This window comes from Pigmentiphaga sp. MLSB6-MA01 (assembly GCF_058793475.1).
Map to the genome: position 1 here is coordinate 359,970 of NZ_JBXAFV010000002.1, position 22,336 is coordinate 382,305.

Genomic DNA, 22,336 nt, shown 5'->3' on the forward strand with positions numbered 1-22,336 from the left:
GTTTTCCTCCCGTCCTTTCATCGAGGTTCCATGAAGCTCTACTACACCCCCGGCGCATGCTCCCAGGCGCCCCACATCGCCCTGCGCGAGGCAGGCATCGACTTCACGTGGGAAAAGGTCGACCTCAAGGCCAAGACCACCGAAAGCGGGCAGGATTTCCGCAAGATCAATCCCAAGGGCTACGTACCGGCGCTGGAAGTGTCGCCCGGCGTGGTGATGACCGAACTGGCCGTGCTGCTGCAGTACCTGGCCGACCTCGCGCCCGCGCGCAAGCTCGCGCCCGCGCCCGACAGCGCCGAGCGCTACGCGCTGCAAACCTGGCTGGTGTTCATCGCCACCGAGATCCACAAGGGCTTCTCGCCCATGTTCAAGCCCACGCTGAGCGAAGAAGGCAAGGACATCTTCCGCCAGATCCTGGCCACGCGCCTGGACTACCTGCAAGGCGAGCTGTCCCAGCGCGAATACCTGATGCCCGGCGGCTTTTCCGTGGCCGACATCTATCTGTTCGTGACCACCGGGTGGGCTTCGCGCCTGAACTACGACCTGTCGCGCTGGCCCGCCATCGTGGCTTTCCGCGAACGGATCGCGCAGCGCCCGGCGGTGCAGGCGGCGCTCAAGGCCGAAGGCCTGCTGGGCTGACCGCCCAGGCGGCGGGACCGATCCGCCTCAGGCGGTCCCGTCCGCGCAGCCGGCGCCCACCAGTTGCCCCAGAATGCAGTGGACATCCTGCATGCTGTCGTCCACCACCACCCGCATGCCTTGCATGGAGATCTCGCCCACGCTGGCGCGCTGGCCCGCCGCATCGTTGGTGACGAGGCACAGGGCCGCATAGTCCAGGTCGAGTTCCCGGGCCAGGGCGGCCTCGGGCATGCCGGTCATGCCCACCATGTCACAGCCATCCCGCCCCATCCGGCGGATCTCCGCGGCGGTCTCCAGCCGTGGGCCCTGCGTGCAGCCGTAGACGCCACCGTCGACCACCTCCACGCCGCACTTCCGCGCCGACTCCAGCAGGTCGTGCCGCATCGCGGCCCCATAGGGCTGCGTCATGTCCACGTGGGCCACCGGCTGGTCGCCCCCCTCGAAGAAAGTGCGGGGCCGTTCCGTGGTGTAGTCGATGATCTGGTCAGGCACGACAATGGCGCCCGGCAGGAGGGGGGCCGTGATGCCCCCCACGGTGGCCACCGAGACGATGCGCCGCACCCCCACCTCGTGCAGGGCCCACAGGTTGGCGCGATAGTTGATGCGATGCGGGGCCAGCGTATGGCCATATCCGTGGCGGGCCAGGAAGACGATCTCGGGACCGTCGCCGATACGGCCGTAGGTCAGCGCCCCCGAGGGTTCGCCATAGGGCGTGCGCACGACCTGGCGGCGCGTCACGACCAGGCCGGTCAGATGGTAGAGGCCGGTGCCTCCGATGATTGCCTGCATGGTTTTCCTTCCGGCGAAGCGGCGCTTCGCCCTGTCAAGACTGCAACAAGGCCTTCAGGCCGTCCTCGTCGAGCACGGCGATGCCGAGCTCCTGGGCCTTGGCGAGCTTGCTGCCGGCGTCGGCGCCAGCGACGACATAGTGGGTTTTCTTGGACACCGAACCGGTCACCTTGCCGCCGGCGGCACGTATCAGCTCGGCCGCGTCCTCGCGGGTGAGCGTGGGCAGCGTGCCGGTCAGCACGAAGGTCTTGCCGCCGATCGGGCCGGCGGTGCGGTCCACGACGGTTTCCGTGCCGGGCGTCACGCCGTTGCGCAACAGATCGGCCACGACCTCCCGGTTGTGCGGTTCGGCGAAAAAGCGAAAGATGGACGCGGCCACCACCGGGCCGACGTCCGGCACCGCCAGCAGCTCGCTTTCCGCCGCGTCCATGACCGCATCCAGGTTGCCGAAATGGCGCGCCAGGTCGCGGGCCGTGGATTCGCCCACGTGCCGTATCCCCAGCGCGAAAAGAAACCTTCCCAGCGGCGGCGTGCGCGTCGCGGCAATGGATTCGACCAGGTTGTGCGCGGACTTCTCGCCCATGCGATCCATCCCGGCCAGCTCTTCCGCGTTCAGCGTGTAGAGATCGGCCAGCGTGTGCACGCGGCCACGCTCGACCAGTTGATCGATCAGTTTCTCGCCCAGTCCTTCGATGTCCAGCGCCCGGCGCTGGGCGGCATGCCAAAGCGCCTGCTTGCGCTGCGCGGCGCAGAACAGGCCTCCGGTGCAGCGCGCGATGATCTCGTCCTCGGGCCGCTCGATGGCCGACCCGCACACCGGGCACTCGGTAGGCATGACGAACTTGCGCGCGTCGGCCGGACGCTTGTCCAGCACGGGCGTCACGACCTCGGGAATGACGTCCCCGGCACGGCGGACCACCACGGTATCGCCGATGCGCACGTCCTTGCGCTCGATCTCGTCTTCGTTGTGCAGCGTCGCGTTGGTGACCGTGACGCCGCCCACGAATACCGGCTTGAGCCGGGCCACGGGCGTAATGGCGCCGGTACGGCCTACCTGCACCTCGATGCCGAGCAGTTCGGTGGTCGCTTCCTCCGCCGGGAATTTGTGCGCGATGGCGAAGCGCGGCGCGCGCGAAACGTATCCCAGCCTGCGCTGCGCGTCGAGCGCATTGACCTTGTAGACCACGCCGTCGATATCGTAGGGCAGCGAGGCACGAAGCCCTTCCACCCGCCGGTAGAACGCCAGCAGGCCGGCCGCGTCCGCCGCCAGTTTGCGCTCGCGGTTGACCGGCATGCCCAGCTCCTGGAGCCAGTCCAGCATGCCCATGTGGGTATCGAAGGGAGGCGCGTCGACGAAGGCCTCTTTGCCCGGCAGGCTGCCGCGTATCTCGCCCCAGCCATAGGCGAAGAAGCGCAGCGGACGGCGGGCGGTGATGCGCGGATCAAGCTGCCGGAGGCTGCCCGCCGCGGCATTGCGAGGATTGATGAAGACTTTCTCGCCCGCTTCCCGCTGGGCGTCGTTCAGGCGCTCGAAGTCCTTGCGAAACAGCAGGACCTCGCCGCGGACCTCCAGCACCTCGGGCACGGGCCCCGCCAGCGTAAGCGGGATCGACCGGACGGTCCGGATGTTGGCGGTGATGTCCTCGCCGGTCTGGCCGTCGCCCCGGGTGGCCGCCCGGGCCAGCCGGCCCTCTTCGTAGCGCAGGCTCACCGCCAGTCCGTCCAGCTTCAGCTCACAGGCATACCCGACGCAAGAGTCCGTCTCCAGGCCGTCGCGCACGCGCTTGTCGAAGGCCTCGACGTCCTCGTCCTCGAAAGCATTGTTCAAGGACAGCATGGGTACCGCGTGGCTGACCGAACCGAAAGCCGTCAGCGGCGCCCCACCCACCCGCTGAGTGGGAGAATCGGGCGTGGCCAGGAGCGGAAACTCCTGTTCCAGCCCGACCAGTTCCGCGAACAGCGCGTCGTACTCGGCGTCGCTGATCAGCGGATCATCCATCACGTAGTAACGGGCGTTGTGCAAGGCCAGTTCCTGGCGCAACTGCGCCGCCCGTTGCATGGCCTGGTTTTCCCGATCGCCCCCCGACACCATATCCACTCCGCCCGCGTGACTTATCCAAATACCCGCAGGGCACGCACCGAACCGACCTTCAGGCCGGACTGTTCCAGCCGCGCGTACAGCGCCAGCAGTTGCTTGTCGATGGCCGCCTCGGCACCATCCGCCAGGGGCCGGCCGTTGTCGTCGACCACCGTCGCCTCCAGCCGCGCGGCGAGCCCGCGGGCGACCTGGGCCATCTGCGCGAAGGCATGCTCATGGGCGGGAGCGCGAGGCACGTCCAGGATCAGGCTGAGCTGGCCGATGGTGGCCGGGCCGGCCGAGCCCAGCGACACGCCATCGCTGCGGCCCAGCGTGAAACGTACCGCGCCATCCTGGTCCACCCAAGGCAGGCGGCCGTCGTGGATGGACGAGAAACCGGCCTCGCGCGCGGCGGTCAGCACGTCGCCCGAGGACCAGCGGCGGCTGCTGGCCACCAGGGTCAGTCCGACCTGCGCATCGAGCGCGGCGCAGACGGCATCCAGCTTGTTGGCCCGGTCCAGGACAGCCTGGGTATCACTGGCTTCCACCGTGCCGTCGAACCGATCGGCCAGCACGCGCGAGCGCGACAGTGCCTCGGCCCATTCGCCGGCGCTGAGCGGCCCGCTGCGATTGGCCAGCAGCACGGCCACCTGGACCGACGCGTAGCTCTCGCCGCTGCGGATGGCGGAGCGGTGCAGCCCCTCGGCGGTTTCGGCGAAGACGCGCAGCGATTTCTGGCCGGCGTGGCGGATGCCCTGGGTGAAGGCGGCCAGTTCGTCGCCAGGAACGGGTTCGAGGAAGGAAACGTCGATGACGGTCTCGCAGGCCTCGTCGGCCTCGTCCGCGTCATGCTGCGGCGGCGCGCCCGCGCCGGTCGCCTGGGTGTCCAGGCCTCCCACGGCGTCGGCCTCGGCGGTTTCACCCGCCCCGAGTCCGGGCTCGCGGCGCACGCCGTCCGCCTTGGGCAGGCTCGCCTCGGCCCCGTGCAGCAAGGGATCCTTGCCCGAATCGGGGAAGCCGTCCTGTATCTGCTTGCGGGCACGGCGGTCCTGCCACCAGTTCAGTCCAAGCACGACGACGATGGCCAGAACGCCAAGGGCGATGAGCCCGGTTTGTAGATCACTCATTGGTGTGTTCCCGGTGGCGGGCATGGTGGAAAGAGTGCCGGTTCGTGGACTGCCGGCTCATCAGGCGGCCTCGACGGCAAGTTGCATGGCCGAGTCGATGTCGACGGCCACGATGCGAGAGACGCCCTGCTCCTGCATGGTTACGCCGACCAGCTGGTGCGCCATCTCCATCGCGATCTTGTTGTGCGAGATGAACAAGAACTGGGTCTGCTCGCTCATCCGGCGCACCAGATTCGCGTAGCGCTCGGTGTTGGCATCGTCCAGCGGCGCATCGACCTCGTCCAACAGGCAGAACGGCGCGGGATTGAGCTTGAACATGGCGAACACGAGCGCGGTGGCGGTCAGGGCCTTTTCACCGCCGGACAGCAGATGGATGGTGCTGTTGCGCTTGCCCGGGGGCTGGGCCATGACCTGCACGCCCGCATCCAGGATTTCTTCGCCCGTCATGACGAGCTTGGCCTCGCCGCCGCCGAACAGCGACGGGAAGAGTTCGCCGAAATTGCGGTTGACCGTATCGAAGGTCTCTTGCAGCAGTTGGCGCGTCTCGCGGTCGATCTTCCTGATGGCGTCTTCCAGCGTGTCGATGGCCGATTGCAGGTCGGACTGCTGGGCATCGAGATAGGCCTTGCGCTCGCGCGACGTGTTCAGTTCGTCCAGCGCGGCCAGGTTGACCGCGCCCAGCGCGGCGATCTCGCGGGCCAGGCGCTGCACCTCGGCTTGCAGCCAATTGGGCCGCTGCCATTCCTTGGGCAGTGCATCGAGCTGTTCGCCCAGCGCCGCCATATCCAGTTCCTGGCCGGCCAATTGCTCCGCATACTGCTCCTGGGCCAGGCGGGCAGCCTGTTCCTTCAGTTGCAGCTCGGTGATGCGGGCCCGCAGCGGCTCCAGCGACCGTTCGATGGCCAGCCGCTGCTCGTCGGCCGCGCGCAGTTGCGCGGCCAGGGTATCCATTTCGATGCGGGCGCGATTGAGTACCTGCTCGCGCTCGCCGCGCAATTCGAGCGCGGACTGCAGGCCGGCCTGGGCCGCGGCATCGTCCAATACGCGCAACTCCTGCTGGACCCGTTCGGCCTCGGTGGCGGCGCGCTGGCTTTGCTCGCCCGCCAACTGCAGGCTGCGGCGCAGTTCGTCGATACGGGCGCGCAGGCCCCGCTCGGCGAAGCCGGCCTCCTGGGCCGAACGTTCGAGTTCGCGCAGGCGATCGCGCGCGCGCTGGACATCGGCCTCGCGCTGCTCCTGGGCCATCTGTGCATCTTCGAACGCCGACTGCTTGTCGCCGAGTTGGGTATCCAGGATCTCGAAGCGGCCTTCGGCCTCTTCCTTGCGGATGCGGGCTTCCTCTTCCTGGGCCTCGAGTTCGGCGCGCTCCTCCCGGATGCGCCCGGCGCGTTCCTCGGACTGCGCGGCCTGCTGCGACAACTTGGAATGTTCAAGCTGGATGGCATGCAGGCGCTGCGTGACCTCGGACAGGCGTTGCCGCGAAGCGGGCAAGGCCTGGGCCACCTGCTGGTAGGCGGCCTCGGCGCGGGCCACGGCGGAACGTGCCTCGTCGGCGATGAGATGCTGCGCCTTCAGTTGGCGCTGCAGGTTCTCGATCTCCTGCTGGCGCGCAAGCATGCCGGCCTGCTCGGAATCGGCGGCGTAGAAACGGACGCTGTTGTGCCCGATCAGGTGCCCGTCCTTGACCACGAACTGGCCACCCTCGGGCAATTGGGCGCGCGCGGCCAGCGCCTGGGGCGCGTCCGCGGCCGTGTAGACGTCCCGCAGCCAGTCCGCCATCAGGGAACGCAGGCCCGGATCGGTGATGCGCAGCAGCGAGACCAGCGGCGTCAGTGCCGCCGGCGCCTGGGCCGGCGCGGTGGCCGACGGCATCTGGTAGAAAGCGAGCCGCGCGGGCGGCGCATCGCCGAAGAAGGCCTTGGCCCATTCGAGGTTGCTGACCTCGAGCGCGGCCAGCCGCTCGCGCAGCACGGCTTCCAGGGCGGTTTCCCAGCCGGGTTCGATATGCAGCTTCTGCCACAGCCGGCCGAGTTGAGTCAGTTCATGCTTCTCCAGCCAGGGATGCAGGGCGCCCTGCTTCTGCACGTCCTGTTGCAGACGGGTCAGCGCGGAGAGCCGGGCCTCGATCTGCGACACCGAGGCGGCTTCCTTCTGCACCAGCTCCTGGGCCTGGCGGCGGCCGGCATCGACCTGCGGCAACTGGGTATCGAGGGTGGACAGCTCCTGCTGGGCATGATCGACACGCTGCCCGGTATCGGCCAGGTCGCCCGTCAGTTGCTCGAGCCGCGCCGGATCGGGGCGCTGCAGGTTGCGTTCTTCCTGCTCCAGGCGCTCGCGGCGCTGCGCCAGGGCTTGCAACTGGCGGTCGGCTTCGCGCTGTTCCTGCGCGGTCAGGGCCAGGTTCTGCTCGACCTGCGACAACGCGCCTCGCAGCTCGGACAGGCCGGAAGCGGCGTCGCGTACCTTGGCCTCGACGTCGGGCAACCGGGCCTGCGCCTCTTCGGCGACGACGCGCGCCTCCTCGGCGCGGGCCTCGCCCACGGCCAGGTCTTCCTCGGCCTGGGCCAGCTGGTCGCTGCCGGTCTCGTGCTGCTCGTTCCATTGCGCGATCTGCTGCTGCAGTTGCGCCAGTTGAACCTGCATGCGGTTGCGCGCCTCGACCACGTACTTGATCTCGGCCTCGAGCCGGCTGACCTCGGCATTCGCCTCGTAGAGCCCTCCCTGGGCGGCATGAACGGCATCGCTGGCGGCGTAGTGCGCCTGGCGCGTCCCTTCCAGGTCGGATTCCAGCTTGCGCAGGCCGGCCGTGGCCGCTTCCAGGTCGGTCTGGGCCTGCTCGATGGTCAGTGCGTGCTTCATGCGGTCGGCATCGGCCTCGCGCTTCTTCAGCAGCCAGAGGAAGCGCTGCTTCTGCTCGCTTTCCGCCTGGAACCCCTGGTAGCGCTGCGCGACCTCGGCCTGCGCCTCGAGCTTCTCGAGCTGGGTGGCCAGTTCTCGCAGGATGTCCTCGACCCGCGTCATGTTCTCGCGCGTGTCGGACAGGCGGTTCTCGGTTTCGCGGCGGCGTTCCTTGTAGCGGGACACGCCAGCGGCTTCCTCCAGGAACACGCGCAGCTCGTCGGGCCGGGCCTCGATGATGCGCGAGATCATGCCCTGGCCGATGATGGCGTAGCCACGCGCCCCCAGGCCGGTGCCCAGGAAGATGTCGTGGATGTCGCGCCGGCGGACCTGCTGGTTGTTGACGAAATAGCTGCTGGTGCCGTCGCGGGTCAGCACCCGCTTGACGGCGATTTCACCGTACTGGCTCCATTGTCCAGAGGCCCGTCCCTCGGCGTTGTCGAACACCAGCTCGACCGAGGAGCGCGCCGCCGGCTTGCGGTTGACCGACCCGTTGAAGATCACGTCCTGCATGGACTCGCCGCGCAGCTCGGAGGCCTTGGATTCGCCCAGGACCCAGCGCACGGCATCGATGATGTTGGACTTTCCGCAGCCATTGGGGCCGACCACGCCGACCAGCTGGCTCGGCACCTGGATGGAAGTGGGGTCGACGAACGACTTGAAACCTGCGAGTTTGATCTGGGTAAGTCGCACCGGAAAGGAAGCTTCGCTTAAAAAAGACTGGAAAAGGAACCGATCCACGCCCAAGCCGGTCGGATATGACGAAACGCGCCCTACCCTCCGACCCGGGGCACCGCGGATCCGGCCCCGCCGGTCCGTCAGTGCCGTCCCCCCTTCGAGGGGCCGCGCGCAGCGCGGAGGGGTGGGCCCATCAGTGCTTCGTATAATACCAAAGGGCCATCGGCAAGGTTACGCCAGGAGCCGCCGCCCAACCTGTTTTTTCATTTTCGTTACGTATAGATCGCAAGCGACATGTCCTCCCAACCCAGCAAGAGCCTAGACACCTTCGCCACCCCCAGCCCGGGGCGGGACTTCCAGATACACATCGAGGTGCCGGAATTCACCTGCCTGTGCCCGATGACCGGGCAGCCGGACTTCGCCCTGCTGGTCATCGACTACATCCCCGACCAGTTGTGCGTCGAGCTCAAAAGCCTCAAGCTCTACGCCTGGAGCTTCCGCAACGAAGGCAAGTTCCACGAAGCCGTCACCAACGAAATCCTCGACGACCTCGTGCGCGCGCTGTCCCCTCGCTTCATGCGGATCACCGCCAAGTGGTACGTGCGCGGCGGCATCTTCACCAACGTCGTCGCCGAGCATCGCCAGCCAGGCTGGACGCCGCAGCCGGCCGTGCAACTGCAGGAATTCGCACCCGGCAGCAATATCCGCGGGTAACTACCACCGGATCGGCCGGGACGCGGCTGCGGAACCTGCGCTACGATGCGCGGCACGCATCCCTGCCGTAGTGCCCCGAGTGCGGCACTCCCCGATCCACTCACAGGCACACGAGTCCACGCCTACCGATGAAACGCGGCTTTTACCTGATCATGGCGGCGCAGTTCTTTTCTTCGCTGGCCGACAATGCGCTTTTCATCGCCGCGATCGCCCTGATCCAGCAGTTGGACGGACCGGACTGGATGACGCCCATGATCAAATGGTCGTTCGCCCTGGCCTACGTCCTGCTGGCGGCCTTCGTGGGTGCGTTCGCCGACGCCTTCCCCAAGGGGCGGGTGATGTTCGCCACCAACTCGGTGAAGATCATCGGCTGCCTGACGATGTTCGCGCACGCCAGCTTCGGGCTGGCCGACCACCATCAGGTCTACACGGTATGCGCGGCCTACGCCCTGGTGGGTATCGGCGCGGCGGCCTATTCGCCCGCCAAGTACGGCATCATCACCGAGCTGCTGCCGCCCGAGCAGCTCGTCAAGGGCAACAGCTGGATCGAAGGGCTGACCGTGGTGTCCATCATCCTGGGCGTCGTCCTGGGCGGCGCGCTCATCAGCCCCAAGGTGTCGGCCTGGCTGCTGTCCCTGGACCTCAGCCCGGGCTTCGGCCCGGCCCTGCAGACGCCGGCCGAGGCGGCCATCATGGTCATCGCGGTGGTCTACCTGATCGCCGCGTTCTTCAATCTGCTCATCCCCTCCACCGGCGTCCACTACCCGCGCCAGCAACGCAACCCGATCAGGCTGCTGACCACCTTCGGCTGCTTCGTGTCCACGCTGTGGCGCGACAAGCTGGGCCAGATCTCGCTGGCGGTGACCACCCTGTTCTGGGGCGCCGGCGCGACGCTGCAACTGATCGTGATCGAATGGGGCCGCGTGCAGCTCGGGCTCCCGCTGAACAAGGCGTCCATCCTGATGGGCGTGGCTTCCGTCGGCACCATCCTGGGCGCCACACTGGCCGGCAAGGTGCCGCTGCCCCATGCGCTGATGGTGCTTCCGATGGGCGTGGTGATGGGGCTGGTCGTGATGCTGATGCCGCTGGCCTACGAACCCTGGTTCGTCTATGCGCTGTTGATCGCCATCGGCGGACTGGGCGGCTTCTTCGTCGTGCCGATGAACGCCCTGCTCCAGCATCGCGGCCATGTGCTGCTGTCGGCCGGCCACTCGATCGCGGTCCAGAACTTCAACGAGCAGCTCAACATCCTGCTGATGGTGGCCGTCTATTCGCTGATGCTGGGCATGCAGATTCCCATCAACACCATCATCATCATCTTCGGCACGCTGGTGGCATGCCTCATGCTGCTGATCATGGCCTGGAACCGCCACAACCACCGCACCCACCCCGACCTCGATCTGGTGATAGGCAGCCGCGCGCACGGCACGGCGCTGCGCGGAGAGTGACCCGGCCCTCCATGGCCCATGCCGCGGGCCATGCGGGTGATCCGAGCCAAGGCGGGCGGGGATTTGGCGTGGACAGGCCCTAGCTCGCCGACAAGGCCAGTTGCAGGTCCTGCCAGGCCTTGATTTTTTCGGCCGGGCTGCGCAACAGATAGGCCGGGTGGTAGCTCACCACGACCGGCACCTTGCGCCCCGCCACCGACAGGCTGTGCACCTTGCCCCTCAGGCTGCCGATGCGCGCATCGGTTTCGAGCAAGGTCTGCGCCGCGAACCGCCCCAGGACGAGGATCATTTCCGGATTGATCAGCGCGATCTGCCGCATCAGGTAAGGACTGCACCGCGCCACTTCCTCGGGCAGCGGATCGCGGTTGCCCGGCGGGCGGCACTTGATGACGTTGGCGATGAAGACATCGTGCTGGCGCGAACGCGCGATGGAGGCCAGCATGCTGTCCAGCAACTTGCCCGACCGCCCGACGAAAGGCGCGCCCTGTTTGTCTTCCTGCTCTCCCGGCGCCTCGCCCACCAGCAGCCACCGCGCCTTGGGCGAACCGGTGCCAAAGACTGTCTGCGTACGCCCCTGGCACAGGCCACAGGCCATGCAATCGCGCACCTCGTCCTGCAAGGCCGCCCAGGCCTGCTCGGGGTCGGCGGGCGCCGGCGCGGCCACGACGGCCTCCGGGGCCGGACCCGGCGACACCGCGGCGGACCCGGCCACAAGAGGGACCGGCGCCAGTCCGGCGCCGGCGGCGTCGGGCACGGCTGCGTCGGGCATGGCGGCCACCCCGGGCGCTTCAGGCGCGGATGCCGGCGCCACCGCGGCCGGCAGGCTCCACAACCGCTCCACGCCCAGCTCTCGCAGCCACGCGCGCCGCACCGGGTTGACGCCTTCGGCGGCTTTGCGCTCAGTTGCCATCGGTACCTCCGGACACCGGATGGACCGCCAGCATCTTGCGCATGACGATCGCGTCTTCCCGCCCCCGCATCGACGGATAGTAGCCACGGCGCAAGCCGATGCGTTCGTAGCCCGCGCGCTCGTACAGGCTCTTGGCCACCAGGTTCGAGGGTCGCACTTCCAGCAGCAGGCTTTGCGCATGGCGGGCGGCCGCGCATTGCTCGACCCAGCCCAGCAGCCGCCGGCCCAGGCCCTGGCCCTGCGCCGGCGGCGCCACGCTGATGTTCAACAGGTGCGCCTCGTCCAGCGCCACCATCACGATGCAATAACCCAGCAGCAACTCCTGGTCGCGCACCACCCAGGCGTCATAGCCCGACCGCAGCGAATCGGCGAAATTACCGCGCGTCCAGGGAAACGAATAGATCTGGCGCTCGATCTCGTCCACCTGGTCGAGATCCGCTTCAGCCATCGGACGGCAGGCCTGTCCCCAGGCCGCCAGGATGCGCGCCGCGTCGATCGGCGCCCGGCCCTGCACCGCATTCATGATTGCGCTCCCGACGATGGGGCGACACGGGGGTTGCCCCCCGCCCCGGCTTCCCTTTCCGCGGTGGTAAAGGCCACCTTGTCCCTCACGTACAACGGCGCGGCCAGCTCCGGCGCGACGGTTTCGCCCCGCAGATAGGCACCGTGGGCCAGGCGGGCGACCGCCGCGGCCGTGGGCCGCGCAACGTCCGCCCGCTCGTCCGCGCCGAAACCGGCGAACACCTCCGGATAGGCCTTCGCCGCGTCGCCGCACAGGCAGGGCGACCGCATCGCTGGCCCGCCCAGGCCGGCCAGGCTCGCGCGCAGCCATGCCTCCAGCCCCTCGCCCGCCATCAGTTGCGGCTCGATCAGGCAGGCCAGCCGGTCCGGCGATTCGCGGCGGTAGACCGCCAGGTAGATTTCCTGCATGCGCGCGTCCATGGCCACCACCAGCGGCCGCTGGCCGGCATCCTGGACCTGCTGCGCCACGGCGGCATGCGACACCACGGGTATCACCGGCCGCTCCAGGGCGAACCCCAGTCCTTGCGCCACGCCGCAGGCGACCCGCAGCCCGGTGAACCCCCCGGGCCCCTGCCCGAAGGCGATGGCATCCAGTTTCGTCCGGGCGATACCGGCCTCGTCCAGCACCTCCTGCACCATGGGCAGCAGCCGGGCCGAATGCTCCTGCACGCCCTGGTGCTCACGCACGACAAGGTCGACGGCGCCGGCGTCCGTGGCGCGCAACAAGGCGACGCCGCACCAGGCGGAGGAGGTTTCTAGAGAAAGGATATGCAGCGACATGGGCTGCGATTGTAAGACCAGACGAGAAGAAATACCGGGATGGCCGGCCGGTTTTCAGTGCTTGTGCTTGCGATAGGGCTCGTACACTTCTTCACTGGCGCGGCGGATTTCCTGCCGCAGCAAGACCCGCTCCTCGGAGGACAGCTTGCGCGGCCCGACCCGTTTTTCGTCCTGGCTGACCGGCCCGGCCCAGGGATCCATGGCGGCGCGCATCACGCCGGACTGCCCCGCCTGGGCGGCATTGGCCGCGCTGGCCTGCGCATCGGCCCGTGAAACCGCGCTTTCGACCTGGTTGGCAAAGCCGCCCGGCGCGGAGGCGGAGCGCGCCCCCTCGGCGCGAGACAGCGGCGCGCGCGGATCCCTGACCTGGCCGATCGCCGCGCCGGCGGCCAATACCGTTATCATCACGAACAGCCCGCCCAGCATGAGTGCTGCGCTGGGTCCTGCCGTACGAGTGGAGTCGAATACTTTGTTCACGTTTCAATCATACGATGTACCCATGACAGCGTCATAGATGCCTGCGTGACCAAACGGGCATTTATGTAACAACCAATGTCCCTCCCTGGATTGACACAAACTCCTCCGTTACATTCGCGCCATGTCACTAGCCAACGCCCCCAAGAAAATCCTCGTCGTCGACGACGACGTGCGGCTGCGCGATCTGCTGCGCCGCTATCTCGCAGAACAGGGCTTCTCCGTCTGGGTCGCAGAAAACGCCCAGACCATGAACAAGCTCTGGCAGCGCGAGCGTTTCGACCTGCTTGTGCTCGACCTGATGCTCCCGGGCGAGGATGGCCTGTCGATCTGCCGCCGCCTGCGTGGCGCCCGCGACAGCACTCCCATCATCATGCTGACGGCCAAGGCCGAGGACGTCGACCGCATCGTCGGGCTCGAAATGGGCGCGGACGACTACCTGCCCAAGCCCTTCAACCCCCGCGAACTGCTGGCGCGCGTCAACGCGGTGCTGCGCCGGCGCGGTCCGGAGGAGCATCCGGGCGCTCCCAGCCAGGACAACGAATCCGTTACGTTCGGCCCTTACGTGCTGAACCTGGCAACCCGCACCCTCACGCGCGACAACGAACCCGTGGCGCTGACCACCGGCGAATTCTCCGTGCTCAAGGTCTTCGCCCGCCATCCCAAGATCCCCCTGTCTCGGGACAAGCTGATGGAGCTGGCGCGCGGCCGCGAATACGAAGCTTTCGATCGAAGCCTGGACGTGCAGATCTCTCGGCTGCGCAAGCTGATCGAGCCCGACCCGGCCAAACCCGTGTTCATCCAGACGGTATGGGGCCTCGGCTACGTGTTCGTACCCGATGGGGGCAGTTGATCCGCTCGTAGGCATTCATGTCGGTCGCCCTGCGCGTTGCGTCCAGGCTGGGTTTGTTCAGCCGGACCTTTCTTTTGCTGACTGTCCTGATGACGGCAAGCCTGGCAGCGTGGCTCCAGGCCTTCCGCAGCATGGAGGTCGAGCCGCGCGCGCAGCAAGTCGCCCAGCAGATCGTCACCGTCGTCAACATCACCCGCGCCGCCCTGATCCATTCCGCGCCGCAGGAACGCCGCTACCTGCTTCTTGATCTGGCCACCAACGAAGGCATCCAGATCTACCCCCACGAAAAGGATGACCTCACCGTCCGCCTGCCCGACCGCCAGGTCCTGCAGCGGGTCGAGGAGCAGGTGATCGACCGCCTGGGGCCAGAAACCATCGTGGCCTGGGAAGTCAACCGCATCCCCGGCCTGTGGGTCAGCTTCTCCATCGACGACGACGACTACTGGATGGTGGTCGAACGCGACCGGGCCGAACGCGTTCCCGGCGTCGAATGGCTGGGCTGGGGCGCGGCCGCCCTGCTGCTGTCGCTCCTGGGCGCGGCGGTCATCGTCGGCTTCGTCAACCGGCCGCTGTCGCGCCTGTCGCGCGCCACGCTGGCCCTGTCGCGCGGCGAAACCCCGCCGCCGCTGCCGGAAAGCGGTCCCGAGGAAATCCGGCGCGTCAACACCAACTTCAACAGCATGATCGAGGAACTGGACCGCGCCGAGGCGGACCGGGCGCTGATGCTGGCCGGCATTTCCCACGACCTGCGCACCCCGCTGGCGCGGCTGCGGCTGGAAATCGAGCTGAGCGGCGTTTCCGAGGCCAGCCGCGATGCCGTGGACGAGGATCTCGCCCAGATCGACCGCACCATCGGGCAGTTCATGGAATATGCCCGGCCCGCCAGCACGCCCGACCGCAACACCAACATTTCCGAACTCGTGTCCGAGATGGTCGAGCGCGAATGCAGCCACACCGAAACGCTGGGCGGCTCGCTACAGGTCACGATCTCGCCCAACCAGTGGGCGCGCATTGCCTCGGCCGACCTGCAGCGCGTGGTCGGCAACCTGCTGGAGAACGCCCGGCGCTACGGACACAAACCGGGCGAAGCGCCCCACATCGACCTGACCGTAAGCAGCCAGGGCAGCAATGTGCTGATCGACGTTTCCGACCGCGGCCCCGGCGTCCGGCCCGAGGACGTTCCCCGGCTCACCCGCCCCTTCACCCGGGGCTCGGATGCGCGGACCAACGCCGGCGGCGCCGGGCTGGGCCTGGCCATCGTCAAGCGGCTGCTGCAACGCGCGGGGGGCACCCTGAATCTTTTGAACCGGGATGGCGGCGGCCTGACCGCCCGCATCACCCTGCCGGCCTCCACGCAGAAATCGGCCGACGCCAAATAAGCGGCCCCGGCCGCCGGCGGACACACTCCACGCCCGGCCCGCTCAGCGCCGGTCGGCCTCCAGCACGCCGGGCACTTCGCGTATGCCCGCCAACGCCCGCACCAGATGCTCGCCGTTGCCGACCTCGGCGGTGAAGACCATGCGGGCGATCGCCTGCCGGCTCTGGGTGTTGACACCGATGACGTTGATGCGTTGCCGCGCGAACACTTCCGAAATATCGCGCAGCAGTCCGTGGCGGTCATTGGCCAGCACCACGATGTCCACGGGATAGACCGCTTCGCGCGTATCGCCCCAGGTCACGTCGATGACGCGCTCGGGCTCGCGCGCGGCCAGCGAGCGGAAGCTCTTGCAATCGCAGCGGTGGATCGAGACGCCCCTGCCCCGGGTCACGAAACCAGAGATGAGGTCGGGTGGCGCCGGCCGGCAACACTTGGCCAATTGTGTCAGCAGCGAATCGACGCCCACCACGAGCACGCCGCTCTTGCCGGCATGCACCGCGCTTTCCGGACGGCTGTCGCGCGTCAGCGCGGACAGATCGGGACCGGCATCGGGCGGCGGCGCCTCGAAGGCAACGGCGACATGCCGCAGGCTGAATTCGTCCTTGGCCAGCGCGACGTACAAGTCCTCGGCGCACGCAAAGCCCAGTTGCTGGGCCAGCGATTCGAGATTGGTCGCGGTCTTGCCCAGGCGCTGGAGTTCCTTTTCCAACATGCCCTGGCCCTGGGCGATGCGCTCCTGGATGTCGATGGCGTTGAACCAGGCGCGCACCTTGGCCCGCGAGCGCTGGCTGGCCAGATAGCCCAACTGGGGGTTGATCCAGTCACGGGAGGGGCCGCCCGACTTCGCCGCGATGATCTCTACCGTCTGGCCGGTGATCAGGCGTGTGTTGAGCGGCACCATGGCGCCGTCCACCCGTGCGCCGCGGCAACGGTGCCCGAGGTCGGTATGGACCTGGTAGGCAAAGTCCACCGGCGTCGCGCCCGGGGGCAGCTCGATCACCCGCGCCTGCGGCGTCAGCACGTAGATGCTGTCGGCCAGCGTATCGAGCGCCGCCTGTCCCAACTGGTCGTCGACCTGGACATCGGCCTTCCAGGCCAGCAGTTGGCGTATCCAGCTGAGCTTGCGGTCGTATTCCGAATCGGCGCTGACCTGCCCGCCCTTGGCGCCAGCTTCCTTGTAGCGCCAGTGCGCCGCCATCCCGAACTCGGCGAACTGGTGCATCTCGCGCGTGCGGATCTGCACCTCGAAAGGCCTGCCGTCGTGGTCGTAGACCACCGTATGCAGCGAGCGGTAGCCGTTGGGCTTGGGCCGCGAGATGTAGTCGTCGAACTCATCGGGCACCGGCGTCCACAGGTGGTGCACCAGACCCAGCACCGTATAGCAGGTACGGATGTCCTCGACGATGATGCGCAGCGCGCGCAGGTCATAGAGATCGGCGAAATCCAGGCGCCGGTTGCGCATCTTGTTCCAGATGCTGTAGATGTGCTTGGGCCGGCCGGTGACATCGGCCGCGATACCCGCGCTCCCCAGGGCCTCGCGCACCCGCGCGATGGCGTCCGCGATGAAGGCTTCGCGCTCGACGCGCTTTTCCTCCAGCAGCCGGGCGATCTCCTTGTAGCGGACCGGTTCGAGGAAGCGGAAGGCCAGGTCCTCCATTTCCCACTTGACCTGCCAGATGCCCAGGCGGTTGGCCAGCGGCGCGTAGAGCTCCAGCGTCTCGCGCGACAGCGCCTCCGGCAACGGCACCTTGTGCTGGGCGTGCCAACGCAGAGTTTGCAGGCGGGAGGCCAGACGCATCAGCACGATGCGCAGGTCGGCCGCCATGGCCAGCAGCATCTTGCGCAGCATCTCGGCCTGCGCGCCGCTGCCGGCCGAGGCATCGCTGGCGTCGCGCGTGACCTGGCCCAGGCGGATCAGGGCCCGATAGCCGTGCACGAGCTTGCCGATCTCGGGACCGAACTGGAGCGTGACCGGATCCTTGTGCGGATTGGCGCTGACGTCCCGGTCGCCCACGGCGATCGCCAGCAGCGCCGCCATGCGGGTATGGCCGTCCACCTGCAACCCCGCCAGGATCGCGACCACGCCCGCGGCGTGCTGGGCCCAGCCCTCGCCCCCGGGAACGGCCGGCTCGCGCGCATAGCGGGGGAACGACCATTCGAGCGCCTTCCGCAAATCCAGTTGCGCCGCCTCCGACAGGCCGGCATTGGCCGCCTGCTCCCAATCGGGACCGAAAGTCGCCGACAGGGCCGCGGAAGTATCAGGAGCGGATTCGTTCATGGTCTTACACTTTGGGCGATGCCGGCCCGTCCTGGCCGCCGGCACGGTACTCTAGTCGCTTATCCACCAGGGAAGTTCATTGTATGTTGGGATGGCTGTTTGCCCGCGGCGCCTCGAAGCAACGCGTGGAGCGGATGCAGGCTCGCATCAATCCGGAATTATGGACCCAAACGCTGGCCTCGCATGCATTCCTCGGACGCCTGACCGGGGACGAACGCGAAGCCCTGCGGACGCGCACGGCGTGGTTCCTGGCAAGCAAGGCCATGACCGGCGCGGGCGGCCAGGTCCTGACCGACGAGATCCGCCTGTCCATCGCGGTACAAGCCTGCCTGCCCATCCTGTACCTGGATCCCGGCCTGTACGAAGGATGGTCCGAAGTCATCGTCTACCCGAGCGGGTTCCTGATCCCCCGTTCCGACGTGGACGAGGATGGTGTCGTGCACGAATATGTCCAGGAAGCCGCCGGCGAGGCCTGGGACGGCGGCCCCGTCGTCCTGTCCTGGGAGGACGCCGGCCCAGGCCTGGAACGGCCTCCGGGCTTCAACGTGGTCATCCACGAGTTCGCCCACAAGCTCGACCTGCAACATGGCCAGGCCGACGGCATGCCCAGCCTGCACGCGCATGCCGGAATCCGGCCCAGGCTGTGGCGCGCCGTCCTGGAACGCAGCTACGACGCGTTGCTGGCCCGGCTGGAGGAAGTCGAGGCGGCCATCCCGGCCGACGTGGACCCGGAATCCGAGGAGGCGGATCACTGGTATGCCCAATTGCCGCTGGATCCGTATGCGGCCACGGACGAGGCCGAGTTCTTCGCCGTCAGTTCCGAGGCCTTCTTCGTGCATCCCGAGCCGCTGTCGCGCGCGATGCCCGAATGGTATGCGCTGCTGACTCATTATTACCGGCAGGATCCGCTGGGAACCGGGCCCGCGCTGCCCCGCTGAACGGCGGCGGCCCGGCGGATCGGGATCAGGCCGCCGCGGTGACGACGATCTCGACCTTGTATTCCGGCGCGGCCAGCTTGGCCTCGACCGTGGCGCGGGCGGGCGTGTGGCCGGCCGGCACCCAGGCATCCCAGACCGAATTCATCGCGGCGAAATCGGCAATGTCGGCCAGGAAGATCTGCGCGCGCAGGATGCGGGTCTTGTCGGTGCCGGCGGCGGCCAGCAGCTTGTCGATCGCGGCCAGCACCTGGCGGGTCTGGTCCGCCGGATCCTTCGACGGATCATCGGCCACCTGTCCGGCCAGATAGGCCACGCCGCCGTGCACGACCATTTCGGACATGCGCTTGCCGACACTGAAACGCTCGATGCTCATGGAGTTTTCCTCTTTGTGGAGCAGATTCGGAGTCGCAAGCATAGCAGGCCGCGATGACCCCTAGCTGCGCAGAAAATCGTCCAGCAGATCCAGTTGCGCGGGCGTCATGAATGTAGGCGCATGCCCGACGCCGGCCACGTCGACGCGCCGCGCATGCGGGTTGCGGGCCAGCATCCCCGCCACGGTGTCTTCGGTGAGCAGGTCCGAATGTTCGCCGTGCACGATCAGGATGGGGCACTCGATGTTGGTGTAGACGTGCCAGAGCGTGGCCTCGGCCGCGATGGCCGTGGCGGGATCCATTGCGGCGAAGGCCTCGGCGATGGCCGGGTCGTAGTGCATCGTCCAGGGCCCGGCCGGGCCGTCGACCTGCCGCACCACGTGCCGCGTCAACTCGTCCCATTGTTCCTCGGTATGCGGGCCGAACGAGGCCGATACGGTGCTCACGTAGGCCCGCGCCTCGTCGAAGCTGCCAAAAGCCGGCGCCTTGCCTACGTACTGCGCGATGCGAGCCAGCGCGGCCGGATCGAGGTGCGGGCCCACGTCGTTCAGCACCAGCTTGTCGATAGGCGATGCCTGCAGGCCCGCCAGCGCCATGCCGATCAGGCCGCCCAGCGAAGTCCCGAACCAGTGCAGGGTCTCGGCCTGCACACGGGCCAGGAGGGGCATCATGTCCGCCACGTACTGCGGCACCGTGTAATAGGCCGGATTGGCGAGCCAGTCCGAACGGCCGCGGCCGACGACGTCCGGGCAGACCACCCGGTAGCGGCCGGCCAGGCGCCGCGCCAGGGTGTCGAAATCGCGGCCCGAGCGGGTCAGGCCGTGCGCGCAGACCAGCACGTGGTCGTTGGCCGGGTCCCCCCACTCCCAATACGCCATACGGTGCAGGCCCGCCGGACTCAGGCAAGTCACGAATTCCAGGCGGGGCTGAAGAGAATCGGGCGAGGCGTCGTAATTCATGAAGGCGTTCCTTGCTGGGCCGGACTCCGGATTGTAGCCAGCGCCGTCAAGGCGCGGCATGCCAATAGCGGCGCCTTGCCTCTCGCTCGCGCTCGACCCGGAGTCCCGCCGCATGCGAGGCGAATACCAGCGCGCCGTGGCTGTCGGTACGATGGAACACGGCGCCCGCCCCCCGCCACCGCCGCTCCGCGTCGGGGTGCGGGTGGCGATAGCGGTTCAGATAACCCGCCTGGGCCACCGCATGCGAGGCCCGCGTGGCGTCGACCAGCGCCTGGCTGGAAGACCCCCGCGACCCGTGATGGGGTACGGCCACCACGTCGACGGCCAGATCCGCGCCAGCCGCCAGGCCGGCTTCCTCGGCGGCGCCGATGTCGCCGGTCAGCAGCGCCGCGTGGTGGGCGCCGCGTACCCGCAGCACGCAGCTGTGCGCATTGCGCTGCCGCGGCGGGACCTCGCCTGCCGGCGAGGCCGGATGCAGAAACGCGAACTCCACGCCATCCAGCGTCCACCGCTGCCCGGCGGCACAGCGCGAGAAGGCGGCCTGCCCCAAGCCCGCGGGCACCAGGTCGTAGGATGCGTGTACCTGGAAAACGGGCAAGGCCGCGAGCACCGAACGCAGCCCGCCCGCATGATCCGCGTCCGCGTGGGACACCACCACATGCTCCAGCCTGCGGATGCCTCGCGCCCGCAGATAGGGCCAGACGACGCGCCCGCCGGCATCGGCCTGCTCGCCGTAGGGCGGACCGGTGTCGTACAGTAACGTGGCGCGCGCCGTCTCCACGACGATCGCGGTGCCCTGTCCCACGTCCAGCAGCGCCAGGCGCCATTCGCCCGGCGCCGGGCGCGCGGGCCGATAGACCAGCATCGGCACCAGCAGCACCAGCCCCAGCCAACGGCCGGGCAGGCCGCGCGGCTGCAAGGCCCACACCACGCCCGCCAACCCCAGCGCGAACAGTGGCCAGGGGGGCGCCGCAACCGAAATGGCCGCGAGATCGGTGTCGGCCAGCCATTGCAAAGGCACCATCAGACCGTCGAACACGGCATGCGCGACGGCCGCCACGATCGCGCCCGCGCCGTGCAGGCCCGGCACGACGCACAACCCCAGCGCCATCAGGGCCAGCGGCGTGACCAGCAGGCTGACCACCGGAATGGCCACGGCATTGGCCAGCGGCGAGACCAGCGACACCTGCTGGAACAACAGCGCCAGCGCGGGCAACAGGCCCACGGTCAGCGCCGCCTGCGCACGCGCGCCCTCACGCACCGACGCGGCCAGTCGTGCAGGCCACGCGGCGCCCCGGGCGGGCTCGGCACGTCGCCGCCAGCGTCCGCCGCCGCACAAGATCAGCAGGGCCACCGCGCCGAACGACAGCCAGAATCCGGCCGCCAGCGGAGCCCACGGATCCAGCGCGCAGACCAGCGCCGCCGCCAGCGCCAGCACCCGCGAACCGGACACCGGCATGCGCCATGCCGCCGCGCCCGCCACCACGGCCAGCATGAAGAAGGTCCGCCGGGCCGGCACGCCCCACCCCGCCAGCAGGCAATACAGCCACGCCACGGCCAGCGCCGCGCCGGCCGCCGCCACCTGGGCCGGATGGCGTTCGGACAGCCGGATGCCGCCCCAGTTGCAGCGTTTCCAGGCCTGCAACACCGCCCATCCCGCCAAGGCCGCCAGCATCGTCACGTGCAGGCCGCTGATGGAGACCAGATGCGTGATGCCGGTGCGGTTGAACGTGTCCCAATCGCGCCGCTCCACGCCGGCCTGGTCACCGATCGCCAGGGCGGCGAGCACGGCGCCGTAGCGCTTGTCTTCCAGCACCTGGCGCAGCGCCTCGCGGCACACGTGGCGCACGCGCTGCACCGCCACGTCGAAACTGGAAAAAGGATCGTCCGCGAGCAGGATCGGCCGCCCCCGCACCGTCCCGGTCGCACGTATGCCGCGTTCGAACAGATAGGCTTCGTAGTCGAAGCCGTGCGGATTCAACGTGCCGTGGGGCCGTTTCAGCACCACGGTTCCACGCCAGCGTTCACCCGGCACCACCGCCGCGGCCTTCCCCCACCACGACAACTGCACCTGGGCGGGCACGCCGTCCGGCGGATCCTGCACCGTCGCCTCGAAACGCTGGCCGGTCGCCGTCGACGTGGACAGGCTGGTGACGAGGTAGACCAACTCCAGCGGCACATTCTCCCGCACCGGCGACAAGCCATCCCGCAAGCGCAGGTCGATGCGTGCCAGCGCCAGGCCGGACCCCGCCGCGAAAGCCGCGATCGCCAGCAAAACAGCCAAGCCGCGAAGCCCCCGGCGCTTCCGCCACGCCCGCCCCCACACGGCGCACGCCCCCGGCACCGCCACGCCCGCGAGTACCGAGACCCAGGCCGGCGGCACCGCCGGCAGCCCATGCACCCATGCGGTGCCCAGCACGAACGCCACCAACGCGAAACGCAGCATGTCCTTCCTCCGGCCCAAGGCCAGGATGGTAGGCATGCCGGGACCGCCGCGCAGCCC

General features: G+C 68.4%; 18 protein-coding genes. 6 read left to right on the forward strand and 12 right to left on the reverse strand.

Annotated features, from left to right (window positions below):
- The first annotated feature begins 30 nt into the window (after window positions 1-30).
- Window positions 31-639: a glutathione transferase GstA gene (gstA, locus tag AC1Q6E_RS04975; protein ID WP_152795022.1), complete on the forward strand. Its 609-nt coding sequence runs from the start codon at window positions 31-33 to the stop codon at window positions 637-639.
- 27 nt (window positions 640-666) lie between these two features.
- Here gstA and AC1Q6E_RS04980 read toward each other — a convergent pair whose 3' ends face one another.
- Genes AC1Q6E_RS04980 through smc form a run of 4 tightly spaced genes read right to left on the reverse strand, consistent with a single transcriptional unit; the run spans window position 667 to window position 8,223 of the window.
- On the reverse strand, window positions 667-1,428 hold the full coding sequence (locus AC1Q6E_RS04980) for an S-methyl-5'-thioinosine phosphorylase (RefSeq protein WP_152795024.1): 762 nt from the start codon (window positions 1,426-1,428) through the stop codon (window positions 667-669).
- A gap of 34 nt (window positions 1,429-1,462) precedes the next feature.
- Window positions 1,463-3,487, reverse strand: coding sequence for an NAD-dependent DNA ligase LigA (ligA, locus tag AC1Q6E_RS04985; RefSeq protein ID WP_492572322.1), 2,025 nt, complete (start codon window positions 3,485-3,487; stop codon window positions 1,463-1,465).
- Between the two features lie 53 nt (window positions 3,488-3,540).
- Window positions 3,541-4,632, reverse strand: a complete 1,092-nt coding sequence (locus tag AC1Q6E_RS04990; RefSeq protein WP_152795028.1) for a cell division protein ZipA C-terminal FtsZ-binding domain-containing protein — start codon at window positions 4,630-4,632, stop codon at window positions 3,541-3,543.
- A 60-nt stretch (window positions 4,633-4,692) separates the two neighbouring features.
- The gene (gene smc, locus AC1Q6E_RS04995) at window positions 4,693-8,223 is read right to left on the reverse strand and encodes a chromosome segregation protein SMC (RefSeq protein WP_296561041.1); all 3,531 of its coding nucleotides are present in this window, start codon (window positions 8,221-8,223) and stop codon (window positions 4,693-4,695) included.
- Window positions 8,224-8,502: 279 nt separating this feature from the next.
- On the opposite strand from smc, the gene queF reads away from it, so the two are divergent.
- A complete protein-coding gene (gene queF, locus AC1Q6E_RS05000) occupies window positions 8,503-8,922 on the forward strand; it encodes a preQ(1) synthase (RefSeq protein WP_152795032.1) in 420 nt (139 codons plus the stop codon).
- 128 nt (window positions 8,923-9,050) lie between these two features.
- Window positions 9,051-10,370, forward strand: coding sequence for a lysophospholipid transporter LplT (gene lplT / locus AC1Q6E_RS05005; protein WP_152795034.1), 1,320 nt, complete (start codon window positions 9,051-9,053; stop codon window positions 10,368-10,370).
- 79 nt (window positions 10,371-10,449) lie between these two features.
- Here lplT and AC1Q6E_RS05010 read toward each other — a convergent pair whose 3' ends face one another.
- From AC1Q6E_RS05010 to AC1Q6E_RS05025, 4 genes are read right to left on the reverse strand one after another with little or no spacing between them, the layout of a single operon-like run.
- Window positions 10,450-11,280: a uracil-DNA glycosylase gene (locus AC1Q6E_RS05010; RefSeq protein WP_152795036.1), complete on the reverse strand. Its 831-nt coding sequence runs from the start codon at window positions 11,278-11,280 to the stop codon at window positions 10,450-10,452.
- Window positions 11,270-11,803 (reverse strand): ribosomal protein S18-alanine N-acetyltransferase, encoded by a 534-nt coding sequence (gene rimI / locus AC1Q6E_RS05015; RefSeq protein ID WP_492572323.1) that lies wholly within the window; start codon window positions 11,801-11,803, stop codon window positions 11,270-11,272. Before rimI ends, AC1Q6E_RS05010 begins: the two co-directional genes overlap by 11 nt.
- Window positions 11,800-12,582: a tRNA (adenosine(37)-N6)-threonylcarbamoyltransferase complex dimerization subunit type 1 TsaB gene (gene tsaB / locus AC1Q6E_RS05020; protein WP_152795038.1), complete on the reverse strand. Its 783-nt coding sequence runs from the start codon at window positions 12,580-12,582 to the stop codon at window positions 11,800-11,802. Before tsaB ends, rimI begins: the two co-directional genes overlap by 4 nt.
- 54 nt (window positions 12,583-12,636) lie before the next feature.
- Window positions 12,637-13,059: a hypothetical protein gene (locus AC1Q6E_RS05025; RefSeq protein ID WP_152795040.1), complete on the reverse strand. Its 423-nt coding sequence runs from the start codon at window positions 13,057-13,059 to the stop codon at window positions 12,637-12,639.
- A gap of 121 nt (window positions 13,060-13,180) precedes the next feature.
- Here AC1Q6E_RS05025 and ompR point away from each other — a divergent pair, with 121 nt between their 5' ends.
- A complete protein-coding gene (ompR, locus tag AC1Q6E_RS05030; protein ID WP_087779290.1) occupies window positions 13,181-13,909 on the forward strand; it encodes an osmolarity response regulator transcription factor OmpR in 729 nt (242 codons plus the stop codon).
- Between the two features lie 17 nt (window positions 13,910-13,926).
- The gene (locus AC1Q6E_RS05035; protein ID WP_152795042.1) at window positions 13,927-15,288 is read left to right on the forward strand and encodes an ATP-binding protein; all 1,362 of its coding nucleotides are present in this window, start codon (window positions 13,927-13,929) and stop codon (window positions 15,286-15,288) included.
- 42 nt (window positions 15,289-15,330) lie between these two features.
- On the opposite strand, the gene AC1Q6E_RS05040 is transcribed toward AC1Q6E_RS05035, so the two are convergent.
- Window positions 15,331-17,565, reverse strand: a complete 2,235-nt coding sequence (locus AC1Q6E_RS05040) for a RelA/SpoT family protein (RefSeq protein ID WP_152795044.1) — start codon at window positions 17,563-17,565, stop codon at window positions 15,331-15,333.
- An 83-nt stretch (window positions 17,566-17,648) separates the two neighbouring features.
- On the opposite strand from AC1Q6E_RS05040, the gene AC1Q6E_RS05045 reads away from it, so the two are divergent.
- Window positions 17,649-18,503 (forward strand): M90 family metallopeptidase, encoded by an 855-nt coding sequence (locus AC1Q6E_RS05045; RefSeq protein WP_152795046.1) that lies wholly within the window; start codon window positions 17,649-17,651, stop codon window positions 18,501-18,503.
- 25 nt (window positions 18,504-18,528) lie between these two features.
- On the opposite strand, the gene AC1Q6E_RS05050 is transcribed toward AC1Q6E_RS05045, so the two are convergent.
- The 3 genes from AC1Q6E_RS05050 to AC1Q6E_RS05060 are packed head-to-tail and all read right to left on the reverse strand — an operon-like array spanning window position 18,529 to window position 22,315.
- Window positions 18,529-18,876, reverse strand: a complete 348-nt coding sequence (locus AC1Q6E_RS05050) for a RidA family protein (RefSeq protein ID WP_152795049.1) — start codon at window positions 18,874-18,876, stop codon at window positions 18,529-18,531.
- A 60-nt stretch (window positions 18,877-18,936) separates the two neighbouring features.
- Window positions 18,937-19,833 (reverse strand): alpha/beta fold hydrolase, encoded by an 897-nt coding sequence (locus tag AC1Q6E_RS05055; RefSeq protein WP_152795051.1) that lies wholly within the window; start codon window positions 19,831-19,833, stop codon window positions 18,937-18,939.
- A gap of 46 nt (window positions 19,834-19,879) precedes the next feature.
- Entirely contained in the window at window positions 19,880-22,315 is a 2,436-nt protein-coding gene (locus AC1Q6E_RS05060; RefSeq protein WP_492572324.1) for a DNA internalization-related competence protein ComEC/Rec2, read from the reverse strand.
- Window positions 22,316-22,336 lie beyond the last annotated feature (21 nt).